Raw genomic sequence first — 18,742 nt, 5'->3', positions numbered from 1 at the left:
AATTCTCTGGCGGATTTTTTTATCTCTCTATGATTTCTAGACACATGCGCGAATTGTGATACGGACATTTCCAGAAACCGGCTTTGTCATCTTTTGTGTTCAGCAAGCCGTTGGCATGCCTGCTCCAGTACCACTCACCGTGTTCGTAATCAATCAGCTGTTTTTTGATATAATGCCAGCATTTTTCAGCACGATTCAGAGCCTCTTCATCGCCGAAATGCTGCCAGATATTATACCAGCCCACCACGTTCTCGGCCTGTACCCACCAGTGCAGATCATCATCCACATAGCCTGTATCCAGATTGGCCTCGTGTATCAGCGAACCATCGGGTCGCAAACCCTTCGCCGATGCCTGTGCAACCGCTTGTACAATAGGTTCCACCTTGTTCAGCACCTGCTGGTCGCCCAGCACCAGAGCCGCCTCGTGCAACAGCCACGAGCACTCGATATCATGACCGTAGCTCTCCAGGTGGCCGGCCCCACGCGTCCAGTCCATTCCAAAGAACAGATCCAGGTGGTTGGTCTCCTTGTTCAGTATCTTCTCTGTAAAGATATCTACCAAGTTTCTCAGCGTCCCTTCCACCTCGCTGATGGTCTGTGGCGGCACACTGATTCCCACAGGCAGCACAGAGCCGATGGCCGACACATAGTCGCACGACTCCTGCGCCTGCGCCTCTTTCAGACATCTCAGCAGGTTGGTATAAGGCTCGATAATATGCAAGTGGGTGTTCTGCGATTTGGGGTAGTTGGCATCCAGATCCGACAGGCGCATATCCTCTATCCTGCCCCACTCGCGTGTGCAGGCCTCAATATAGCCGTTATGCTCGCTGTCAAAGGCGTGCTCCTCTATACAGTCGTACAGGTCCAGCGCATAGTCCAGCGCCTCTCTGTCGCCCGTCGCACGGGCATATTCCGTCAGTCCGTAAATCATAAAGCCGATGGCATAAAACTGCTTCTTGGTGTCCAATGGATTCCCCTCGCAATCTACGCTCCAGTACACGCCTCCATACTCCTGATCGATAAAATGCTCAATGATATAGTCCTTGGCTCTGGTAGCCGCCTCCAGATACTCCGGATGTTTCAGCACACGGAAAGCCGCCGAGAACGCCCAGAGGATACGGGCATTCAGGATAGCCCCCTTCTCGGCCTCGGGGTGCAGTTCGCCGTCATGGGTCATGCGCCCGTAAAAGCCCCCATGCTCATAGTCCATCATCTGGTCGAGCCAGAAACGCAGGATATTATGCTCCAGCACGTCCTGCATCTCGCGCTTCATCATATCAACACGTTCGTTCATTTCTTAATCGGATAAATCCAAGTCAGTACAATAATCAGTCCTGCGATGATAGCAGGGAACAGCGAGAACAGACTCCATACCATCGAGAGTACCGAACTGGTAATCGAGGCAGGGTCAACCATGGTGTTACCCATCTCATCCGTAATCATACTGGCACCAGCCAGACCTAAGAAGAGGGCTACCAGCGAGCCCGAGATGGCCGTACCGAACTTCTGCGCCATGGTACCCGACGAGAAGATCAAGCCAGTCGATGACGTACCGTTTTTCTCCGTAGCATAGTCGGCCACATCGGCATACATACTCCACAGCAGGGGCGAATACAAGCCGATGCCCACCGATGTCAGCACCACCAGTGCCACCATCACCCAGATATAGGCGGGATCCATGGGCACGAAGAAGAAAGCCACCGAAAAAACTACACAAATCAGCGCAGCCGCCATAAAGGCATTACGCTTCGAGCCTATCAGTTGGGTGAACTTTGGCGACACACCACCGAAAATCATACAAGTCAGCTCACCAAAGGTCATAAACACGGTGTAGTTGATAATCAGTCCACTCACCGTCACATCCCCATGCAGACAGTATTCCAACAGATAGCCAGCCACAGCGTAGCGGAATCCGTTAAAAAAGTTTGTACAAATACCGATCAGTGTCAGGATAATCCAGGGTTTATTCTTAAACAAGTCGCCGAACTGCTTAAACGAGAATTTCTCGGCGCGTACCGGCTTCAGACGCTCCTTGGTCAGGAAACCGCAGGCCAGCGTTCCGGCAGCTGCCAGCACACCGAAGAAAGCACCCAGCACCGCATACTGGTGCTGCTCGGTGCCACCCACCAGACGCTGCAGGTAAGGGAACGACAGCAGGGTCACAAATCCCATGGCATAGGCACCCACCATACGGAAACTCGAGAACTGGTTCTTCTCGTTGTCGTCATCCGTCATCACACCCAGCAACGAACCATAAGGCACGTTCACAGCGGTGTACATCGCCATCATCAGCAGATACAGACTGTAAGCCCAGATGCGCTTGCCCGTCAGTCCGAAGTCAGGCGTATAGAGCAGCAGGGCAAACACCAGTCCGAAGGGGATGGCGCCAAATATCAGCCAGGGGCGATAGGTGCCCCATTTGCTCTGTGTACGGTCGGCGAGCGATCCCATCAGCGGGTCGGTCACCACATCAAACATACGTGCTATCAGCATCAGTGTCGCTGCATCAGCAAACGTCAGTCCAAACACATTTGTAAAAAACAGCGGGAAGGCAATCGACATGATTTTCCATGTGATACCACCAGCAGCCGCATCGCCCAAGGCGTAACCTATTTTCTCCTTTAACGTCGCCATATAATCTTTAATGTTTAATCTTTAATGTTTAATGTACGCCTGTTTTTGTCTATCAACTTGTTGATGGTCAAAACAGAAGCCGCGGTATAATAGCCATCCTCAGGGGTGTTCATACAGTAATCAATCAGTTTATCGATGGTCGATGTAGCCACGTGCATGCGGGTGTCGGCCGAGGCATAGTAGATAAACACCTTACCATCCTCATCGGCAATCCAACCATTCGCAAAAGCCACGTTCATCACGTCGCCATAGTACTCGTCACCCTCAGGCACCAGGAAATAGCCACCAGGACGTGCGATTACCTTTGTGGGGTCGTCGAGGGCAGTCATATACATATACAGCACATAGCGCAGACCGTCGGCAGTAGCACGCACACCATGCGCCAGGTGCAACCAGCCCTTCGGTGTTTTGATGGGGTGTGGACCCTCACCATTCTTCACCTCAGTGATGGTGTGGTATTTGCGCTCATAGATAATCGTCTCTTCCTTAATCTCTGCGTGCGTGATGTCGTCCACCAGCGCCCAACCGATACCACCGCCGCTACCAGTATCAATAAAACCATCCTGCGGACGGGTGTAGAAAGCGTATTGCCCATCCACAAACTCAGGGTGTAGCACCACATTACGCTGCTGACTTTTTGTTTTCAGGTCAGGTAGTCTGTACCAGGTTTTCAGGTCTTTGGTACGTGCGATACCCGCAGTAGCTGTGGCAGCACTCAGGTCGCCAGGCTGCGAGTCGTCGTGACGCTCAGCACAGAACACGCCGTATATCCAACCATCCTCATGCTGTGTCAGTCGCATATCATAAACATTGGTAGCAGGCACCACATCATCCGGCATGGTGATAGGCTCATCCCAGAAGCGGAAGTTGTCGATACCATTCGGACTCTCGGCCACAGCAAAGTAACTCTTGCGGTCAGCCCCCTCAACACGCACCACCAAACAGTATTTCCCCTGCCATTTAATGGCACCTGCGTTCAGCGTGGCATTACACATAATACGCTGCATCAGGTAAGGGTTGTCGTGCTCATCAAAGTCGTACTTCCACTCCAGGGGCACATGTTCAGCCGTCACCACCGGGTTCTTGTACTTCTCGTAAATACCATTTCCCCACTCCAGGGGTTCGTTCTTTCTCGCAAGCAGCTCCTCATGATGTTTTCTCAGAGCCGCTACCTTCTGTTCAAACTCGCTCATATAATGTTTAATGCTTAATTTTTAATGTTTAATATCATTTAAGAACATCACGTTCTTGGCCTCCTTAAACGCTTTGCGGTAGTCATCCCCACAGGGTGTGCCCGGCACTGGTCCGAACCACTCCTTCTCGTAGTTACGCCACAACAGGAAATAGCTGATGGGATATTTATCCATCTGCGGTTTCAGCACTCTGCTGAACCAGGTGGCGTCGGGGATATTCTTAAAGCCACACTCCGTCATCGCCAACAGTTTACCGTTATTCTTGGCAAACTGTGTCAAGAATGTCAGGTCGCTGTTCACGGCCTTGATAAAATCCTGCTCCGAGCCCCACTGATAGGCATCCTCACCTATCAGCGTCACGCGGTCGTTACCCGGGTAGCGCTGCATAAAGCGCTCCAGCGTCCAGCCACCATCCAGATTAGGTGAGTAGCTCCACAACAGGTTACTGAATCCACGCGCGTTCATTTCATCCTGTAGCAGGTTCCACAGCGCCTTGAATTCGCTGTCGCTGCACAGTTTCTGTCCCCACCAGAACCACGAGCCGTTGTTCTCGTGCCAGGGACGGAAGATGATGGGCACTGGCTGACCGGCTTCATCCTTCAGACTTTCGAGGAAGTCGGCCAAGCGGGCCATCCACACTTTAAACAGGTCTGCCTTCACGCCACCAGGCAGGATGCTTTTCACCACCTGCTTGCTGGTTACATCCCAGGCCGTGCCACCTGTCAGCGGGTTACGTGGATGCCAACTGATAGTCACCACGCCCCCACGCTTCACATGGGCCAGCAGTTCATCGTGTATGCGGGTAAAGGGCACGCTGTCCAAGTTCTTCTCATCGCCCATCTCTATGCCACCCAACTCAAAACCCATCACCGCAGGGTAATCACCCACGGCCAGTTTCACATCACTCTTACCATCCTCGTAGGCCCAGCCAATGCCGTAGAACGGATCGTCCTGATGCCCGGCCATGTAACCTTTCTGTTGCAGACTCGTCAGTCTGTCGGCCAACTGCGTGGCTGTCGTCTGTTTCAACTCTTTCAGCAACCAAGCCTCCCAAGTGTCCCATTGCTCCTGATGCCAGAAGTGCCAGGTAGCCTGATAAGGCTTTATCTCCTTCGGTCCCTTCACACTATTATAGGTAGCCCAGGCACTGGTAGGTGGCACCACATCATCGTTATAGCCAAACGAGAACCAGCCCTTCTGCCCCTCATCAATCAGCCGCGCAAAATTCACCCCATCATAATATCGAGAAGTAGTAATTTTTTCATTTTTACATTCTTCAATTTTTACATTTTCCCATTTTTTAATTTTTACATTTTCATAAAAGTAGTGTGGCCATCCACAGGCAGCCCCATTCAGCGAGTTAGTATGATCGCAAAGCGCAGCATGCACAGGTGCATAGCAGGTGATACGCTTATCCAGTCCGGCCGTCACCAGTGTCAGGAATCCCCCCTGACTCGATCCCGTCACGCCAGCCTTCTGTCCGTCCCAGGGTGTGTACTGCTCGATATAGTCCATCGCACGGATACAACCCATAATCACATGGTGATAGTAGTGTTTTTCGCGGTTATCCATATTAAACTCCCAGTACCCCTGCAGGGCGCCATTTCCCAGGTTGTCGTACACGCCCTGCTCCATCGTCACAGGAATGCCGTGGATACCAATCTCCAGGGTTATCACCCCCTGCGAGGCCGTATATACATCGCCTCCATAGGGACGCACACCAGCACCGGGCACACGCAACAAGGCCGGATATTTCCCTTCGCGCACGGGCACGCATAATATACCATAGGTACGCGAGCCCCATCGTTCGTTGTTAAAGCTTACTTCATATACGTTTACATCCTTCGTACAACGCTCAGGCAGCAAACGTTTGGTAGGGTTCAGGTCGGTTTTTCGGGCTTCGGCAATGCTCTTTTGCCAGAACTGCTCAAAATCCTGTGGCATCACGGTCGATGGTTGCAGTTTCTCCGGACTAAACGCAGCCCCACACGCCCCGCGGTAATCCTTGCCATTCACATGGGCAGTCACATCCAGTCGGTAGAATCCCGGTTTCGCCATCGTACCCTGCAGTTTCAGACTACCGTCTTTCAGGGTCACGCTTTTGCGAATGTCCTGATACATCTCAGGTCCCATCGCATAATCTATAGCAACGTTTTTAAGTAATGTACCCTCCTGGCGCACCTCTACAGTAAAGTTCACCTTTTCGCCCGTTTTGTAATGCCAGTCAGCATGGTCAGGTTCAACGGTCACCACCACACTATTTCCACGAATCTGTGCCTGCAGCATCACCGCAGTCGCCACACAAAAAAAGAAAGTAAGCAGTCTTTTCATTTTTTAATTATCGATTGTCGTTTTATTTAATTTTAAGTTTACGGCTGCAAAGTTACGACATCTTTCTTAAACTGCAATACTTTTTTTTGCTCAATCATTACACTTTTCCACCTTTAATATATACTCCCCCCGCTCGCTAGAGCGCTCGCTTGCTACCGAAGGGACGCAAGAAGTCGCAAAAAAAATATGCCGGACCTTTGATGGTCCGAGCATACCTTAGTGAAAGAGCGACGAGCAGGAGCGGTTGCATCCCCCTTTGAAGGGGGCCTTGGGGGTAGCAATCTTCTTTGGTTCCTTTTCTTCTGGTGTCAGAAGAAATGAACATAGCAAACGGTTATCCAAATCGTTTCTCGATAACCTGCCAGTCAATAATCTGCCACAAGGCAGCGAGATGATCGGGCCGACGGTTCTGATAATCGAGATAGTAGGCATGCTCCCAGACATCAAAAGTAAGCAACGGTTTCAAGCCCTTCTGCACAGGGTTGGCCGCATTCGTTTCCTGCGTAATAACCAACTTACCGTCTTTGTCAGCAGAAAGCCACACCCATCCAGAACCAAACAACGTAGCCCCAGCTTTCTGGAATGCCTCCTTGAAAGCCTCAAACGAACCAAAGTCACGCACGATTGCCTCTGCCACCTTTCCGACAGGCTGATTGTCAGCCTTTGGCGCAGCAAACTGTCCGAAGTACAACTCATGATTCAGGATCTGTCCAGCATTGTTAAGGATACCACCCGTTGCCTGACAAACGATTTCTTCTAATGCCAGGTCGGCCATCGGATTTCCTTCCAGCAAACCATTCAGGTTATTCACATAAGCCGCCAAGTGCTTCCCATGATGAAAAGCAATCGTTTCGCGACTAATCACCAGCTCCAAGGCCTCAGGCGCATACGGCAGCGCCATTAATTCAAACTTTCCCATATCGTTTCCATTTATTGGTTTCGGTTGCAAATATACGAATTAATTTCTATCCACCAAGAGATTTAAGAAAACTTATAAAAAAATTGAGCCGCAAGTAGAAATGCCTGCAGCTCAATTTGCGATTTAGATGATGCGTGCCACGTCCTGTCCCCTGACAGGATTGGCAGAAGAAGGGCGGCCTTTGCCAGCACCAAGCAGGGGCCCATCTACCAGTTTGGTGAGTAGGCGCCAGATGGGACCCTTCTCACGATGCGAGAACGCACCTACACGCCGCATAAAGTGCCAGAGGGCAGTGCCTTGTGGATAACCTTCCTCATCAAGGGGTCCACCATTCTGCTGTTTTTTCATCAGTTTGTAGAAACCAAAGGTTACCATAAAACCTAAGCCTACAACGATGTAGAACTGCAAGTCGATCGAAGCACCAAGCTTCCAGCTTGCATACCAGCAAGCCACTACCATTAGGTTAATCAGCAGAATAAACAACGCTGCACCTAAGTGCGAGAATCCCATATCGATAAACAGATGGTGTAGATGCGTCTTGTCAGGACGGAATGGCGACTTGCCACGCAATATGCGCAGTGTCATCACACGCAACGTATCAAACACGGGGATACACATCACTGCCACGGTAAATGCCATCAAACTGATGTTCCTGTCGTCAAGCATATAGCAGGCCTGTGTTGAGCTCAAGGCATAGAAGCAGCACACCGTCATCATCATACCCAGCATCAGGGTGCCACTATCGCCAATAAACATACGCGATTTCTGGCCAAACACATTATGCATAAAGAAAGGCAGCAATGCGCCGATTACAATCAGCGTTACGCATACCATCGTTGGGCTCCACACCTTCCAGAAGCAGATACCAAACAGTGTGCAGGCCATCATACCATAGCCACTCGAGTAGCCGTCCACGCCATCAATCAGGTTCACGGCGTTAATCACACCTACGCCAGCCAACACCGATAGCGGTATCGCTACTGCGTCAGGCAAACGATCGATGCCCCACAGGCCATGGAAGTCATCCACATATACACCCGTCAGTGCGATGAAACCTAATACCAATCCTATCTCAATCAGCAGTCGCAGTCTGGCCGATATATCCTTTACGTCGTCCCAAAGTCCGATAGCCATCATGATGCTCATACCGATAAAGCCCGATATCATCACCTTGCTCCACAAAAAGCAGCTCAGCACCGTGCCAGCCACCAGAATGCCCATATATACCACAATGCCGCCGAACACAGGTACAGGCGTACGCTGCAGTTTTCGCGCGTTCGGGTTATCTACTATGCCATGTCGCCTGGAAAATACCAGCGCTTTGGGGAACACCGCTGCCGATGTCACCATAGCCACCACAAACACAAGTAGTCCTAAGTATGTATTATCCACTAGTTTCTTAAGTTTTTAGTTCTACAATCTATTACCGCTTTACCACATTGTTATGTTTTCTTAAGATGTTAGCCGCCCACTTCTCATAGCCGGCATCCCCCACTGGTGCCATCAGCTTAAACTGGTAGTACGTTTTCACCGTATGCTCCACCTTTTGCAAGCTCTGTCGCAAAAACAGTATATGCTCTTTTCTAAGCAGTGCCACTGGCATCAGCAGCTCTTCCGAGTACGACATGTATGGCTCTGTTACCATGGTGGTGTAGTAGGCCGACAGTCCAAAAGCCAGGTACAGTCCAGCCATTGCATCATAGTACAGATACACGCTCTGTCCGTCGTTCTCCAGCTCTTTTTGTTTTATTTCAATTTTGTCCATACTTTATTTATATGATTACGGTTTTTGAAAAACGCGCTGCAAAAATACAGTTTTTTCTTTACCCCCGCAAATTTCGCCTAACATTTTTTATAATTTTAGTAGATTATCTTGATAAATCCTATGTTTATCTACTAAATGACTCGTACTGATTCTTCCGTTTATGCTGATCGATGAGTGCCAGCAGTTCTTTAAACCTACTGAGCCGCGGTTCCTTCATCTCCCCCGCATTCATCCGCTTCCTATTCGCCTTCAGCCAGTTAAGCATATCATGCTCCTCTAGCCGATGATGTCAGGGACCTGTCCCTTGGCATTTGGAACCTATCCCTTGGCATTTTGACTCATCCTTTTTCAACAACTCTATTAATTTATACACCCCAGAGGATGGATTCTGCAACTCCTTAAGATTCATTGCCCTTGCAGTTGCTGTATCAATATTGCTCTTCAAAAAAGCTTCTTGCGTATCAGTAAAGTTTGTCTTAGAATAACTCCTCCAAACAGTCGCACTCTTCTTTAGTTCTTTAATGAGCGCATCTGTCGAAATAGCACTCTTTTGATCTTTTGCATGAAGCAGTATCCATATCTCGAAACAAGGATTACTAAGCAGCATCTCTGCTTTGCATGCCAATAGTTTCTCATTAATAGATGGTACATCCATATCATACATCAGGAACGTGTGTACCTTATCATATTTTGAGAGCTTGAGTTCCCTAGTGCGATTGTCTACAAGAGACTGCGTAATTTTAGTTCCTTCAATATGCGACACGATTCTAATTGGCGACTTATACCACTTCTTCAGGAGGTTGATATAGCGTTCTTCTGTTTCGCCCTCGCAGATTACAAGAGCAATTTTGCGCATCCGCATGGATGGAGATGGTTCTCTTTTACTTGCCATAGTCAACCTTCCAATAATTGTTTGATACTAGAAACCGATGAATCTACATATGGTACAGCATCAAAGCGTCCCTGCAAATAGCCCTTTTCGGCATCCATATTCTCGCGAAAATCCTTAAAGTCGTATAGTGAATATACATCAGTCGCTCCCTCTTCAGTCTTATTCACAAACACAATCTGGTCACGTCTCAACCTCCTTACATCAATTAGGTTCGTATTGTGCGAGGTAAAAAGTAATTGACTACTTTCGGAAGCGTGAATCAAATCCAGGATAAAATCAGCAAGGCGAGTATGAAGTCCCATATCAAACTCGTCCATGATGATGCCTTTCTTATTCTTCACAACATCCAGCAAACGGATAAGAATCTGGAACAACTTTCGTGTACCATTAGATTCTTCCATATCCATGTCGAACATAACATCCTTCTGATTGCGGTGGAATGTCTTAAATCTAAGTACATCCACTAACTTATACGACATCTCTGGTTGCCCAGGAATAGCTACAGGGGCAGGTACCTGTTCCTTTCTTGCCTCTATATCAGTAATATCTGTATCGCTTATCTCCAGAGCCTTAAGGATAACCTTTTTGTAAGTATTAAAGCTATCCAGCATCATCATATCATTTACATTCACAAGTCCAAGAAGGAACTGATTCATGAAATAGCGATAAAGCTTTTGAGCAATCTCACGATTCATAGAACTGGCACGACTAAGGAAAAGATTCTTCACGCTAGTATTAGTGGCAACATCCGAAGGCTTTACCATTACGCCGGTACCAAAGCTATATTTCCCCTCGGCGTCACGAACAAAAACTTTTGCCCTCCTACCAACAGGATAATAATACAGACTTTCACTAAGAATACGCTCGCGAGTAAGTTCAAAGGAATATTCGTATTCCACATCCTCACAAACAAAATCAATCAAGAATCTACTTGGTTTATTCTGCCATCCATCAAACTTAAATGGCTCGAAATTAAAGGTCACTCCCTCATTATATAGGTGCGACTCAAGAATCATTCTACAGCAAAAAGTGATAGCTTTCAGGATATTTGACTTACCTGAAGCATTGGGACCAAACAGCCCAATCGATTTAAGCACAGGCACGCCTTTCCACTCTATAACATTGTGGCTCAGTTCTCGAGCAAGTGCAGTATTAATGCTTGCAGCCCTAAAGTCAATCCTGATTCTGTCCCTGATAGAGAAGAAGTTCTCAAATTCGATTTTAAGTACCATTACATCTCTAATTTTGTAGATTTTCTGCAAAAATACAACTTTAATTTGATTTTGCTATAGTTTTAAATAAAAAAGTAGTTACAACACGCCTATTTTTAACAACGGTTAATAATTCTTCATTGTTTTCTACTCATATTGATTCTTACGTTTATATTGTTCGCTCAACGCAAGCAGTTCTTTAAACACAGCTATCCTCTCCGACCTCAATCCCCCAGCATTCATCTGCTTTCGGTTATGCTTCATCCACGTATACAGTCGCCTTTCCTCCAAATCATATTTGGAAAGATTCCGATGATTCGTTTCTATGAAGGTCTTTACCTCATTATAGTTTGTCATCCATCTTTCCTCTTGTATCATAGAATTCAAATAATTATGATGTCAGGGACCTGTCCCCTGGCAGGGGTTATTGTTTCTTAAACGTTCTTATATCAGGATCTGTTTCACAAGAATAGATATCAATTATCAACACCACCTTATCGCGAATCTGATACACTATTCCAAATCGTTCTACAAACAAAACTCTTACACTAGGAAAATCAGTTAATCTTCCAATCTCTGGCATTGTCTTTAGCAATAAAATCTGCTTATGAATCATTTTTAGCAATTTCTTGCTGAAACGATCACTTCCATTCCTTTCATCAAAAAAATTCAATATAGCCTCCAAGCTATCAAAAAACTGACGGCTAAAACTTATCTCTAAAGCCATTTTGCAAACCTTTCCTTGAAATCAGCTTCAGAGAAGCACTTCCCTGCTTCATAATCACGTTCAGCTCTTGATGCTGCAGCTTTCATATCTGATGAAAGTTTAATCCTACCTAATTCATCAGAATCAAAAGGAGTCTCCCTATCCATATCCTTATTGAGATATTTTACAAGAGCCGCCTTATCCGGTTGACTCAGTTTCATAACTTGAGCCAACAAGCCGCTTTTTCTAACATCCTCACTTAACAAGGCTGCTGCAGGCTCTGCTGCATTAATCGTATCTTTCTTTTTCATCACAAATTGCTATTCTGCCTGCAAATATACGAAATATCTCAATATCACCAAACAAAAAATACGAAAAATAGCAGAAACGCGACAAAAAACAACAAACGCCCCGGAAAAGAACTTGTCTTGTCCGAGGCGTTTGGCTATTGATGCCACGTACTGAAGTGCCCCTTTAAGTTGTGTCCAACTTTCTGAGTCCACTTCGTTGTCCTAAATATTTTTCCACCGCTCTTATATCTCAATCTTCAATTCCTTCGCTACATCCTGTATCATCTTGCTCAATGGCCTCAAATAAATCTGCTCTGGCATTTCATACGTTCCAAGAATAAAACGGTATATATCACCTCTGCATATCGGAAAACTCACGTCCTTACTTGCGAAACTATTCGAATTCAGTCCATCATGAAGCGAACCAAGAAACGATGGATTATAAACCTTCGCTTTCCAGAATATCTCCTCCGTCACATCATTATGTTCTTTATATCTATCTTCTATATGCAGCCGTTCCTCCATGTCATCCCGCATCTTCTCATACCGGGAATCTGCGCTCAGGAACCGGACATACTCCTTCTGGCTCTGGTGAGTTATCCAATACCTCGCTACATCCCCATGATTCAGGCCGAACTTAAGCACCTCTTCACTATGGTCTGTCTGGTCATTCCATAACTGAAAGAATTCACATAAATCACTGTCGCTTTTCCTCCTATTACAAGAAGGACATGACACTTGCAGGTTATAAAACGATGTACACAAATAAGGATATAATGACTTAGGTTTCCAATGATCCAAATCATAATACCCGTTCCCGTTTTTATCCGTTATCGCATAGTTAGCATTACAATACACACAAGTCTTGATGCCCAACTTCCTAACGTACTTTGGATACACCTCATCCCTGATTGTCTGATACCCCATCGCTTCTACAATTCTACTGCTTAGCGAATTCAATACGACATTGCCAACTCCTATAATTTTCCTGTTGATCTGATCTCCTTTAATAATAGACTCAAAATCACTTACTATACGACGGAACTCCTTTGGATGAGATATCAACAAATTCTCATATTTCCGTACGGCCAAATCAATATACCTGTGAATATCGTCATTTCTCAAAACATTGCTAATCTTGGTTTGGTATTTCTTTGGAATTTTCAACAACGTTTTCCCTCCTGCAGGGAAAGCTGTCTTAATGTCTTCTAATGCATTCTTGAATGCAGTAATCTTACCAGCATCCTTCAATTCTTTCAGATAATCCTCGGCATGCTTGTCCGATATCACATCAACAGGCAACTGTATCATCGCTTCTTTTATTTCGTTTATACTCCTGAAAAAGGTCTGTCAGTCTGGCCTTAAGAAATGGATCTCCAACGGCCTTTATGACTTGTTCTGCTGTCTGCTTCCATTTCGTGCTATCATTCTTTTTTTCCATATAATCTATCAGTTCCAACAGATTCTTGCTCACGAAATCGCCCATAAAACCGTCTTCCAAAAAGAAACTACTCCTCAATACATCATTGATATTAGCCCCAAAAGGATTCACCTCCACTTCAACACTCACATCGCTACCATTCTTAAGATACAAAATATGGTCTTTCGGAATATCACTCAATATAAAAGGTGAATGGGTAGCAAATATCATATTAATGTGCTCCACTGTTCCCAATGTCATATTCCCTATCACATTCAGCATCCTATTCACAAGTTCTTTCTGATAGTCCGGGTGATAATACAGTTCTATCTCGTCAAAAATAATATTTACGCAAGGATACTGAATTTTACTAGCATCAACAGAGTTCAGATGGTGTAGCTGATACACTGTAGTACCAAGCGTATAAATCATTTGTTTCTCTCCCGAACTGAGAGTGTCGAATAATATAAAATTACCATCAGACAATTGAAGTATAAGCGATGTGAACAGTGATGGCGATGGCAAAAGCTCTTCTTTTTTCCATTCTGTCTTTCTAGTAAGTCCAAGCTGTGTAAAATCCTCATCGCTGAACGGATCATCAACTGGCATACGATCCCTCCTATTTGACAAGACCTGTGCACAATGCTGCAGTTTGTCATTCAATCGATTTTTAAAGGTCTGCAGTATTATCTCTGACGTCTCACCTCCTGCATTTATATACATCTCTGTGCCATAATGCCCGAAAATCAGCTGTGCCAATGCTCTTCTCAGTTTCAACGTAATATGGGTATCGTCACAAAAAAGCCTTTTAATATATTCGTCAAGCCTGATTCCACTACCGATACTCCCTTTATAGGCATGATATTGACTGTAATAATGGGCACATTTAATAGTCTTATAAACAACATAGTTCAGTGCGCTGATTTTGTCCTGATACCTCTTAACATCTACATTAAGCGCATCAATGTTCTCTACAAGCCTGAAACCTAGACATTTTTGCCAATAATTGATGATGCGTTCGCTGATCTCCTCGAGAATCCTGTTTTTTTCTTCATTGTTATCACCACGGACACCACGCTGATAGTTTATAATATTTCCATTCTCATCATAATTGGCATAATAATACTGGTATTCTTCTAACGCATCATTAACCTTTTTGCAACTGAATTTACAATCTATATTGGATGCCGGAAGATACTCTTCTTGTTTACTAAAAATAAAACTATAGGGTTCCTTGTTACCCAATATACCAGAAATTGCCTCAGTGTTATCCATCAGCAACAGAAACAATCTCTCATTCAACAACCCGCGCTCTCTATTATAATCTATGTTTCCCCTGGTCCTAAACGGATTGATAACGATTGGTGTCTGATAAGCATCATTTTTATGGAACAACGACCCTATCCAGCATCTCTCTTCATCACTTCCTCTTCCTTTAAGAACTGGGTGTTGTGTCTCCTCTTGAAGGTGCAATTCAGCTTCAGTCCGACGCTGTTCTTCAGCTCGAATGTTTTCCTCATTTTGGTTAATCCATTCTGCTCGATAATCATCAATATTAAATCCGTACGCAGAATAATCAACCATAATGGTATAGAACAGGAATTCCAACTGGCACTTACATTCCCTCTGCCATCTGGCAGCCTCCTCTGTATCTCTGTTTTTTCTTTCTCGATTATTATACCTCCAAACAATCGTCCCCTCAGTCACATAACTCAATGTAATCTTGGCATCTTCCTGTTCTATTCTTATTAATTTTCCATCAGGTCTTTCCAAATACAATCTTGCGAAGATACCATCTACGAAATGCAAATCATATGACCCGTTATTATCAATACCCTCCTTCAGTGCATATGCTGTATTATTAAGCAGTCGGAGCATCAGTTCTAATAACGAGCTCTTTCCTGAACCATTCTTTCCAACAATTGCACAAATGTTTACTTTAATCTCTCTAGTATTTCCCTGTCTGTCAACAATCTCTTCCCTTATCTGATTATAGAAACCCTCTGGCAGCAGTGACTCTCCTTTTTTTAATTTACCATCCCTATCAAAGGTGTATTCTCTACAAAAAACATATCTCCGATTAAGCCCGCCCTCAGCCTTCAATATTCTCATTGTGCTGTCATAGCGTTCTTTCTTGGCTTTGGCTATTTTAATATCTAATGGCGAAAGCTCTTCTGGAATATCAGGATAGCCCTGAGCATATTCCGCAGGGGCAGGTATTGTTTCGATGGCTATTATCTTAAACATACAATCAATATCTATAAATCAAGACACTCTCTCAAACTTTCCCCTCGCCACTGCCTTCAAATAACAGGCATTAAACTTATCCTGCGGAATCTTTTTCTGTAGCAATTCAAAAAAGTTCTGGTCATGAGTGGTCAATATCACCTGTTTATGCAGCGAGAATGCCACATTTCTCAGCAAGTCTATCATCGACAATATATTGATGTCATCAAGCGCCTGTATGGGGTCATCAATGAAAATACATCCTAAATCCTCACCTTTATCATTCTTGGCAAACAATGCCTTAGCCATAAATATACAAAACGAAAGAATATTCACCTGCGCCGTGCTGAAATAGAGATTCGGCACAATTTGCTCATTTTCATCTTTTTTCCCCATAAAAACATTTAAGCGAGGTTGCTGATATTTAAAGTCACAGTTGAACTCTATCTTCTTATAATCAGGGTGTGGGTCTATCTGATTATACAATTTGTTAATCAAATCAACTTGGAAGAAATTACGAACATACCGATCAAGATAGTTTTCCAAATCCACAATCTCCTTATCTACAGCCCCTTTATACTCTTTCTCTATTTCTATCTGCTTTCCCAGTTCCTCAATTTCTTTCTTGATAGTCCTTTGCTCGTTCAGTTCTCCAGCAAGCTTCAGAAGACCCTGATATTCTTGTAACGCATCTCGTTGTTTGTCCAACAACTCTTTTTGCTTTTTATAATCCTCATTGGCAGTTTTAAACGCTGTTACAATTCCCATCACCTCTGTTTGGCCATCAACCATCGTCACGCCACACTTGTCATGGATAAATTGGACGGTCTCAGAATAGCGTTTCTGCTGATTATTCGACTCTCGGTCTGCCTCCGCCAAATCATTTGTAATTTGAGCTTCCATAGTCATTGAGATTTGTTCTTTCTCTTCTAGAGTCTTACGTTCTGAGGTCGCTTCTTTAACTTGTTCCTGTAATTCACCAATCTGCTTGATATTATCACTTATTTTTTGTTCCCAAATGCTCACCATACTTTCGTCGGATGATGCTCCATTCAGACTTTTTTCGTATGCCAAATACTCCTCTCTTGTCTTTATCTCGTTGATTATCTTCTTAGCATCCTCTATTTTGACATTTAATCCTTCAATACTGTTAACCAGATTATTTTCATTCTCAATATTCTTTTTAAGCAAGCCATCAGTTTCTTCTATTTGTTTTGATAGTCTAGACCTCTCTTCCTCATTCGACTTTTCTATCTGTTCTCGTGTTAGTACAGAGAAATCTTTGAATTCTTCATCTTTTCTCTTTTTGAGTTCCTTTATTCTCAGCTCACATTCTTCCAATTCTTTCTCCATCTCTTTGATTGCCGTCAATTCGGTTGTCAAATCCACATTTGCCTGATATAATGCCTGACCAAGTTCCTCGTCAAGTGATGTATAAATAATGCTAAGTTCAAGATTTTTTTCATTCACATTTGCGTGTAACTTTATCTTTTGGGTTCCTAACATGTCCAATGTTTCCGATATAGCTTTATTTGCTTCAATACTTTTAAGTAATTCATCGGTAGAATGGTAATCATGTCCACAAAGAGGGCATACTCCTTTCTTCTGGGCATCTATCAACTCCTTTGAATAAAGCAACAATTCCTCAACCTTGTCCTTATATGAAATTTGTTTTTTTATCGCCCCATCCACAACTTCAATCTGTTTTGCAAGCGATTCTATTTCTTTTGTAAGTGCAACTATCCTTTTGGTCTTTTCATTATAACCGTCAATTTCTCGTTCAATATTTCTCTCTTTGACAGCTTGACGGAGTTGTGTCAGTTGTTTAACTCGGCTCTCAATGCTCTCTTTTGCTTGCTTATTTAGAATCAGTTTCTTTTCTAAACTGCTTTTTTGTTGTTCATTCTTTCTTGTTTCCTTAAGTTCTGCCTCATACTGTGCATATCTAGCAGGGAACTCTTTGATACTTTTCCCTATCTTAAGCAATTCTTTTTTTAATTCTGTCAGTTTTCCTTCATACCCAGTTCGTTCCGTGGCGTATTTTCCCCGAAGTTGTACCAGTAGTTTTTCTTCAACTGTATGCTTAATTATTATATTTTCCTGAGCGTCTATCTGCTTAAGATAATCTCGATAAACGGGGTTTTTCTCTATAAGGAATGAAAGCGCTTTATTCCATTCCTCAAGCATCTTCTTCTCTGCGTTGAGTTTCTCGACAAGTGCTGTCAGTGCTTTTAGCCTAATAATTTTGGCGTGTATGGTTTTCAACTCTTCTAGTTTCTTTTTGCAATTCTGTAACGTCTTGCAGGCTTCATCTAAATTATCAACAGGAATCAATCCATCCTGCCCTGTTAGGATTATCTGGCAATTTCCCCTTACTAGGTTATTGTAACCTGTCTTCTTTTCTATCTTCTCAAGTAATCTCGATGCTTCAAAATTAAGTTTCTTTAGGTATGTTTCTTCAATCTTTCTTTTCCAACTCACCTCTATGAGCAGTTCATTTAGGGTTGACTGCATCTTATCAACCTGATCCATGATGTTTTCATCCACTTCATTTTTGATGCTGTTTGCCTTTTTCTTTTTCTTATCAGAATCACCTTTAATCTCAGATTTCAGTTTGTTAGATGCAGTCTTTAATTGAGCATGATAATCAAGTAATCCTTCTGAATCATAAAAGTTTTCCATAAAAATCTTGAAACGTGATTCAGCTTTCTGTGCCGACAAGAATTCTGAGAACCAATCTTGAGCCAGCATAACCTTGGAGAAATACTTATTACTTGGCTCACTTATCAGCAGAGAACGTTCATCATTCTTGTTCACTTTTGTTTCTATATCACCACCGTCATGACCTTCCAAGCCTAGTTTTATAGTTACAGTGTCATCTGGTTTTTTCTTGTTATGAATAAAGCTGCCCATATCCGACAATTTCTTGTCCGACTCTACATTTTCCTTAAAGTTACTGAATTTCAGTCGTTTAATATTTTTGGTCATGCCAAACTCAATCGCATCAAACAACGATGTTTTTCCAAAACCATTGGGAGCGTATATAGTAACAAAGTCTGCGCATCCATTATTCGCAAATCTTTCATTCACGAATTCTATATATTCTTCATCAAAGAGCCTGAAGGCTTTTACATAAATATCCCGCAATTTCATAA

General features: G+C 44.1%; 15 protein-coding genes. All 15 read right to left on the bottom strand.

Translation table 11 applies throughout. The features are described 5' to 3' along the window. Positions 1-19: 19 nt before the first annotated feature. The 15 genes from T499_RS0103495 to T499_RS0103425 all read right to left on the bottom strand — a co-directional run bounded on the left by T499_RS0103495 (position 20) and on the right by T499_RS0103425 (position 18,740). Complete coding sequence (locus T499_RS0103495; RefSeq protein ID WP_084162874.1) at positions 20-1,294, bottom strand: AGE family epimerase/isomerase; 1,275 nt, start codon at positions 1,292-1,294, stop codon at positions 20-22. Then, positions 1,291-2,634 (bottom strand): MFS transporter, encoded by a 1,344-nt coding sequence (locus T499_RS0103490; RefSeq protein WP_028911760.1) that lies wholly within the window; start codon positions 2,632-2,634, stop codon positions 1,291-1,293. Before T499_RS0103490 ends, T499_RS0103495 begins: the two co-directional genes overlap by 4 nt. 14 nt (positions 2,635-2,648) lie before the next feature. Further along, entirely contained in the window at positions 2,649-3,827 is a 1,179-nt protein-coding gene (locus T499_RS0103485; protein ID WP_033149755.1) for a glycoside hydrolase family 130 protein, read from the bottom strand. Positions 3,828-3,848: 21 nt separating this feature from the next. Continuing rightward, complete coding sequence (locus T499_RS15105; RefSeq protein WP_198021233.1) at positions 3,849-6,158, bottom strand: glycosyl hydrolase; 2,310 nt, start codon at positions 6,156-6,158, stop codon at positions 3,849-3,851. A gap of 334 nt (positions 6,159-6,492) precedes the next feature. Continuing rightward, positions 6,493-7,077 carry a superoxide dismutase gene (locus T499_RS0103475; RefSeq protein WP_033149754.1) on the bottom strand — a complete coding sequence of 195 codons (585 nt, stop codon included), beginning with the start codon at positions 7,075-7,077 and terminating at the stop codon, positions 6,493-6,495. Between the two features lie 123 nt (positions 7,078-7,200). Continuing rightward, entirely contained in the window at positions 7,201-8,469 is a 1,269-nt protein-coding gene (locus tag T499_RS0103470; RefSeq protein ID WP_157054496.1) for a glycosyltransferase family 4 protein, read from the bottom strand. Between the two features lie 31 nt (positions 8,470-8,500). Next, positions 8,501-8,842, bottom strand: coding sequence for a hypothetical protein (locus tag T499_RS0103465; RefSeq protein WP_033149753.1), 342 nt, complete (start codon positions 8,840-8,842; stop codon positions 8,501-8,503). Between the two features lie 289 nt (positions 8,843-9,131). Beyond that, entirely contained in the window at positions 9,132-9,734 is a 603-nt protein-coding gene (locus T499_RS0103460) for an RloB family protein (RefSeq protein ID WP_052173347.1), read from the bottom strand. Between the two features lie 2 nt (positions 9,735-9,736). Beyond that, positions 9,737-10,966, bottom strand: a complete 1,230-nt coding sequence (locus tag T499_RS0103455; protein ID WP_033149752.1) for an AAA family ATPase — start codon at positions 10,964-10,966, stop codon at positions 9,737-9,739. Positions 10,967-11,092: 126 nt separating this feature from the next. Continuing rightward, complete coding sequence (locus T499_RS15100) at positions 11,093-11,323, bottom strand: helicase associated domain-containing protein (RefSeq protein ID WP_033149751.1); 231 nt, start codon at positions 11,321-11,323, stop codon at positions 11,093-11,095. Between the two features lie 46 nt (positions 11,324-11,369). Beyond that, a complete protein-coding gene (locus T499_RS0103445) occupies positions 11,370-11,672 on the bottom strand; it encodes a type II toxin-antitoxin system RelE/ParE family toxin (protein WP_033149750.1) in 303 nt (100 codons plus the stop codon). Then, positions 11,663-11,962 carry a hypothetical protein gene (locus tag T499_RS0103440; RefSeq protein WP_033149749.1) on the bottom strand — a complete coding sequence of 100 codons (300 nt, stop codon included), beginning with the start codon at positions 11,960-11,962 and terminating at the stop codon, positions 11,663-11,665. The genes T499_RS0103445 and T499_RS0103440 overlap by 10 nt, the downstream gene beginning before the upstream one ends. Before the next feature lie 222 nt (positions 11,963-12,184). Continuing rightward, positions 12,185-13,252, bottom strand: coding sequence for an HNH endonuclease (locus T499_RS0103435; RefSeq protein ID WP_033149748.1), 1,068 nt, complete (start codon positions 13,250-13,252; stop codon positions 12,185-12,187). Further along, positions 13,233-15,608: an AAA family ATPase gene (locus tag T499_RS0103430; protein WP_033149747.1), complete on the bottom strand. Its 2,376-nt coding sequence runs from the start codon at positions 15,606-15,608 to the stop codon at positions 13,233-13,235. The genes T499_RS0103435 and T499_RS0103430 overlap by 20 nt, the downstream gene beginning before the upstream one ends. A gap of 18 nt (positions 15,609-15,626) precedes the next feature. Continuing rightward, positions 15,627-18,740 carry an AAA family ATPase gene (locus T499_RS0103425; protein WP_033149746.1) on the bottom strand — a complete coding sequence of 1,038 codons (3,114 nt, stop codon included), beginning with the start codon at positions 18,738-18,740 and terminating at the stop codon, positions 15,627-15,629. Positions 18,741-18,742: the final 2 nt, after the last annotated feature.

Source organism: Prevotella sp. RM4 (assembly GCF_000701965.1).
GTDB classification, from domain to species: domain Bacteria; phylum Bacteroidota; class Bacteroidia; order Bacteroidales; family Bacteroidaceae; genus Prevotella; species Prevotella ruminicola.
Note: the sequence above shows the minus strand (reverse complement) of the source record. Positions and strands in the feature narration are given on the sequence as shown.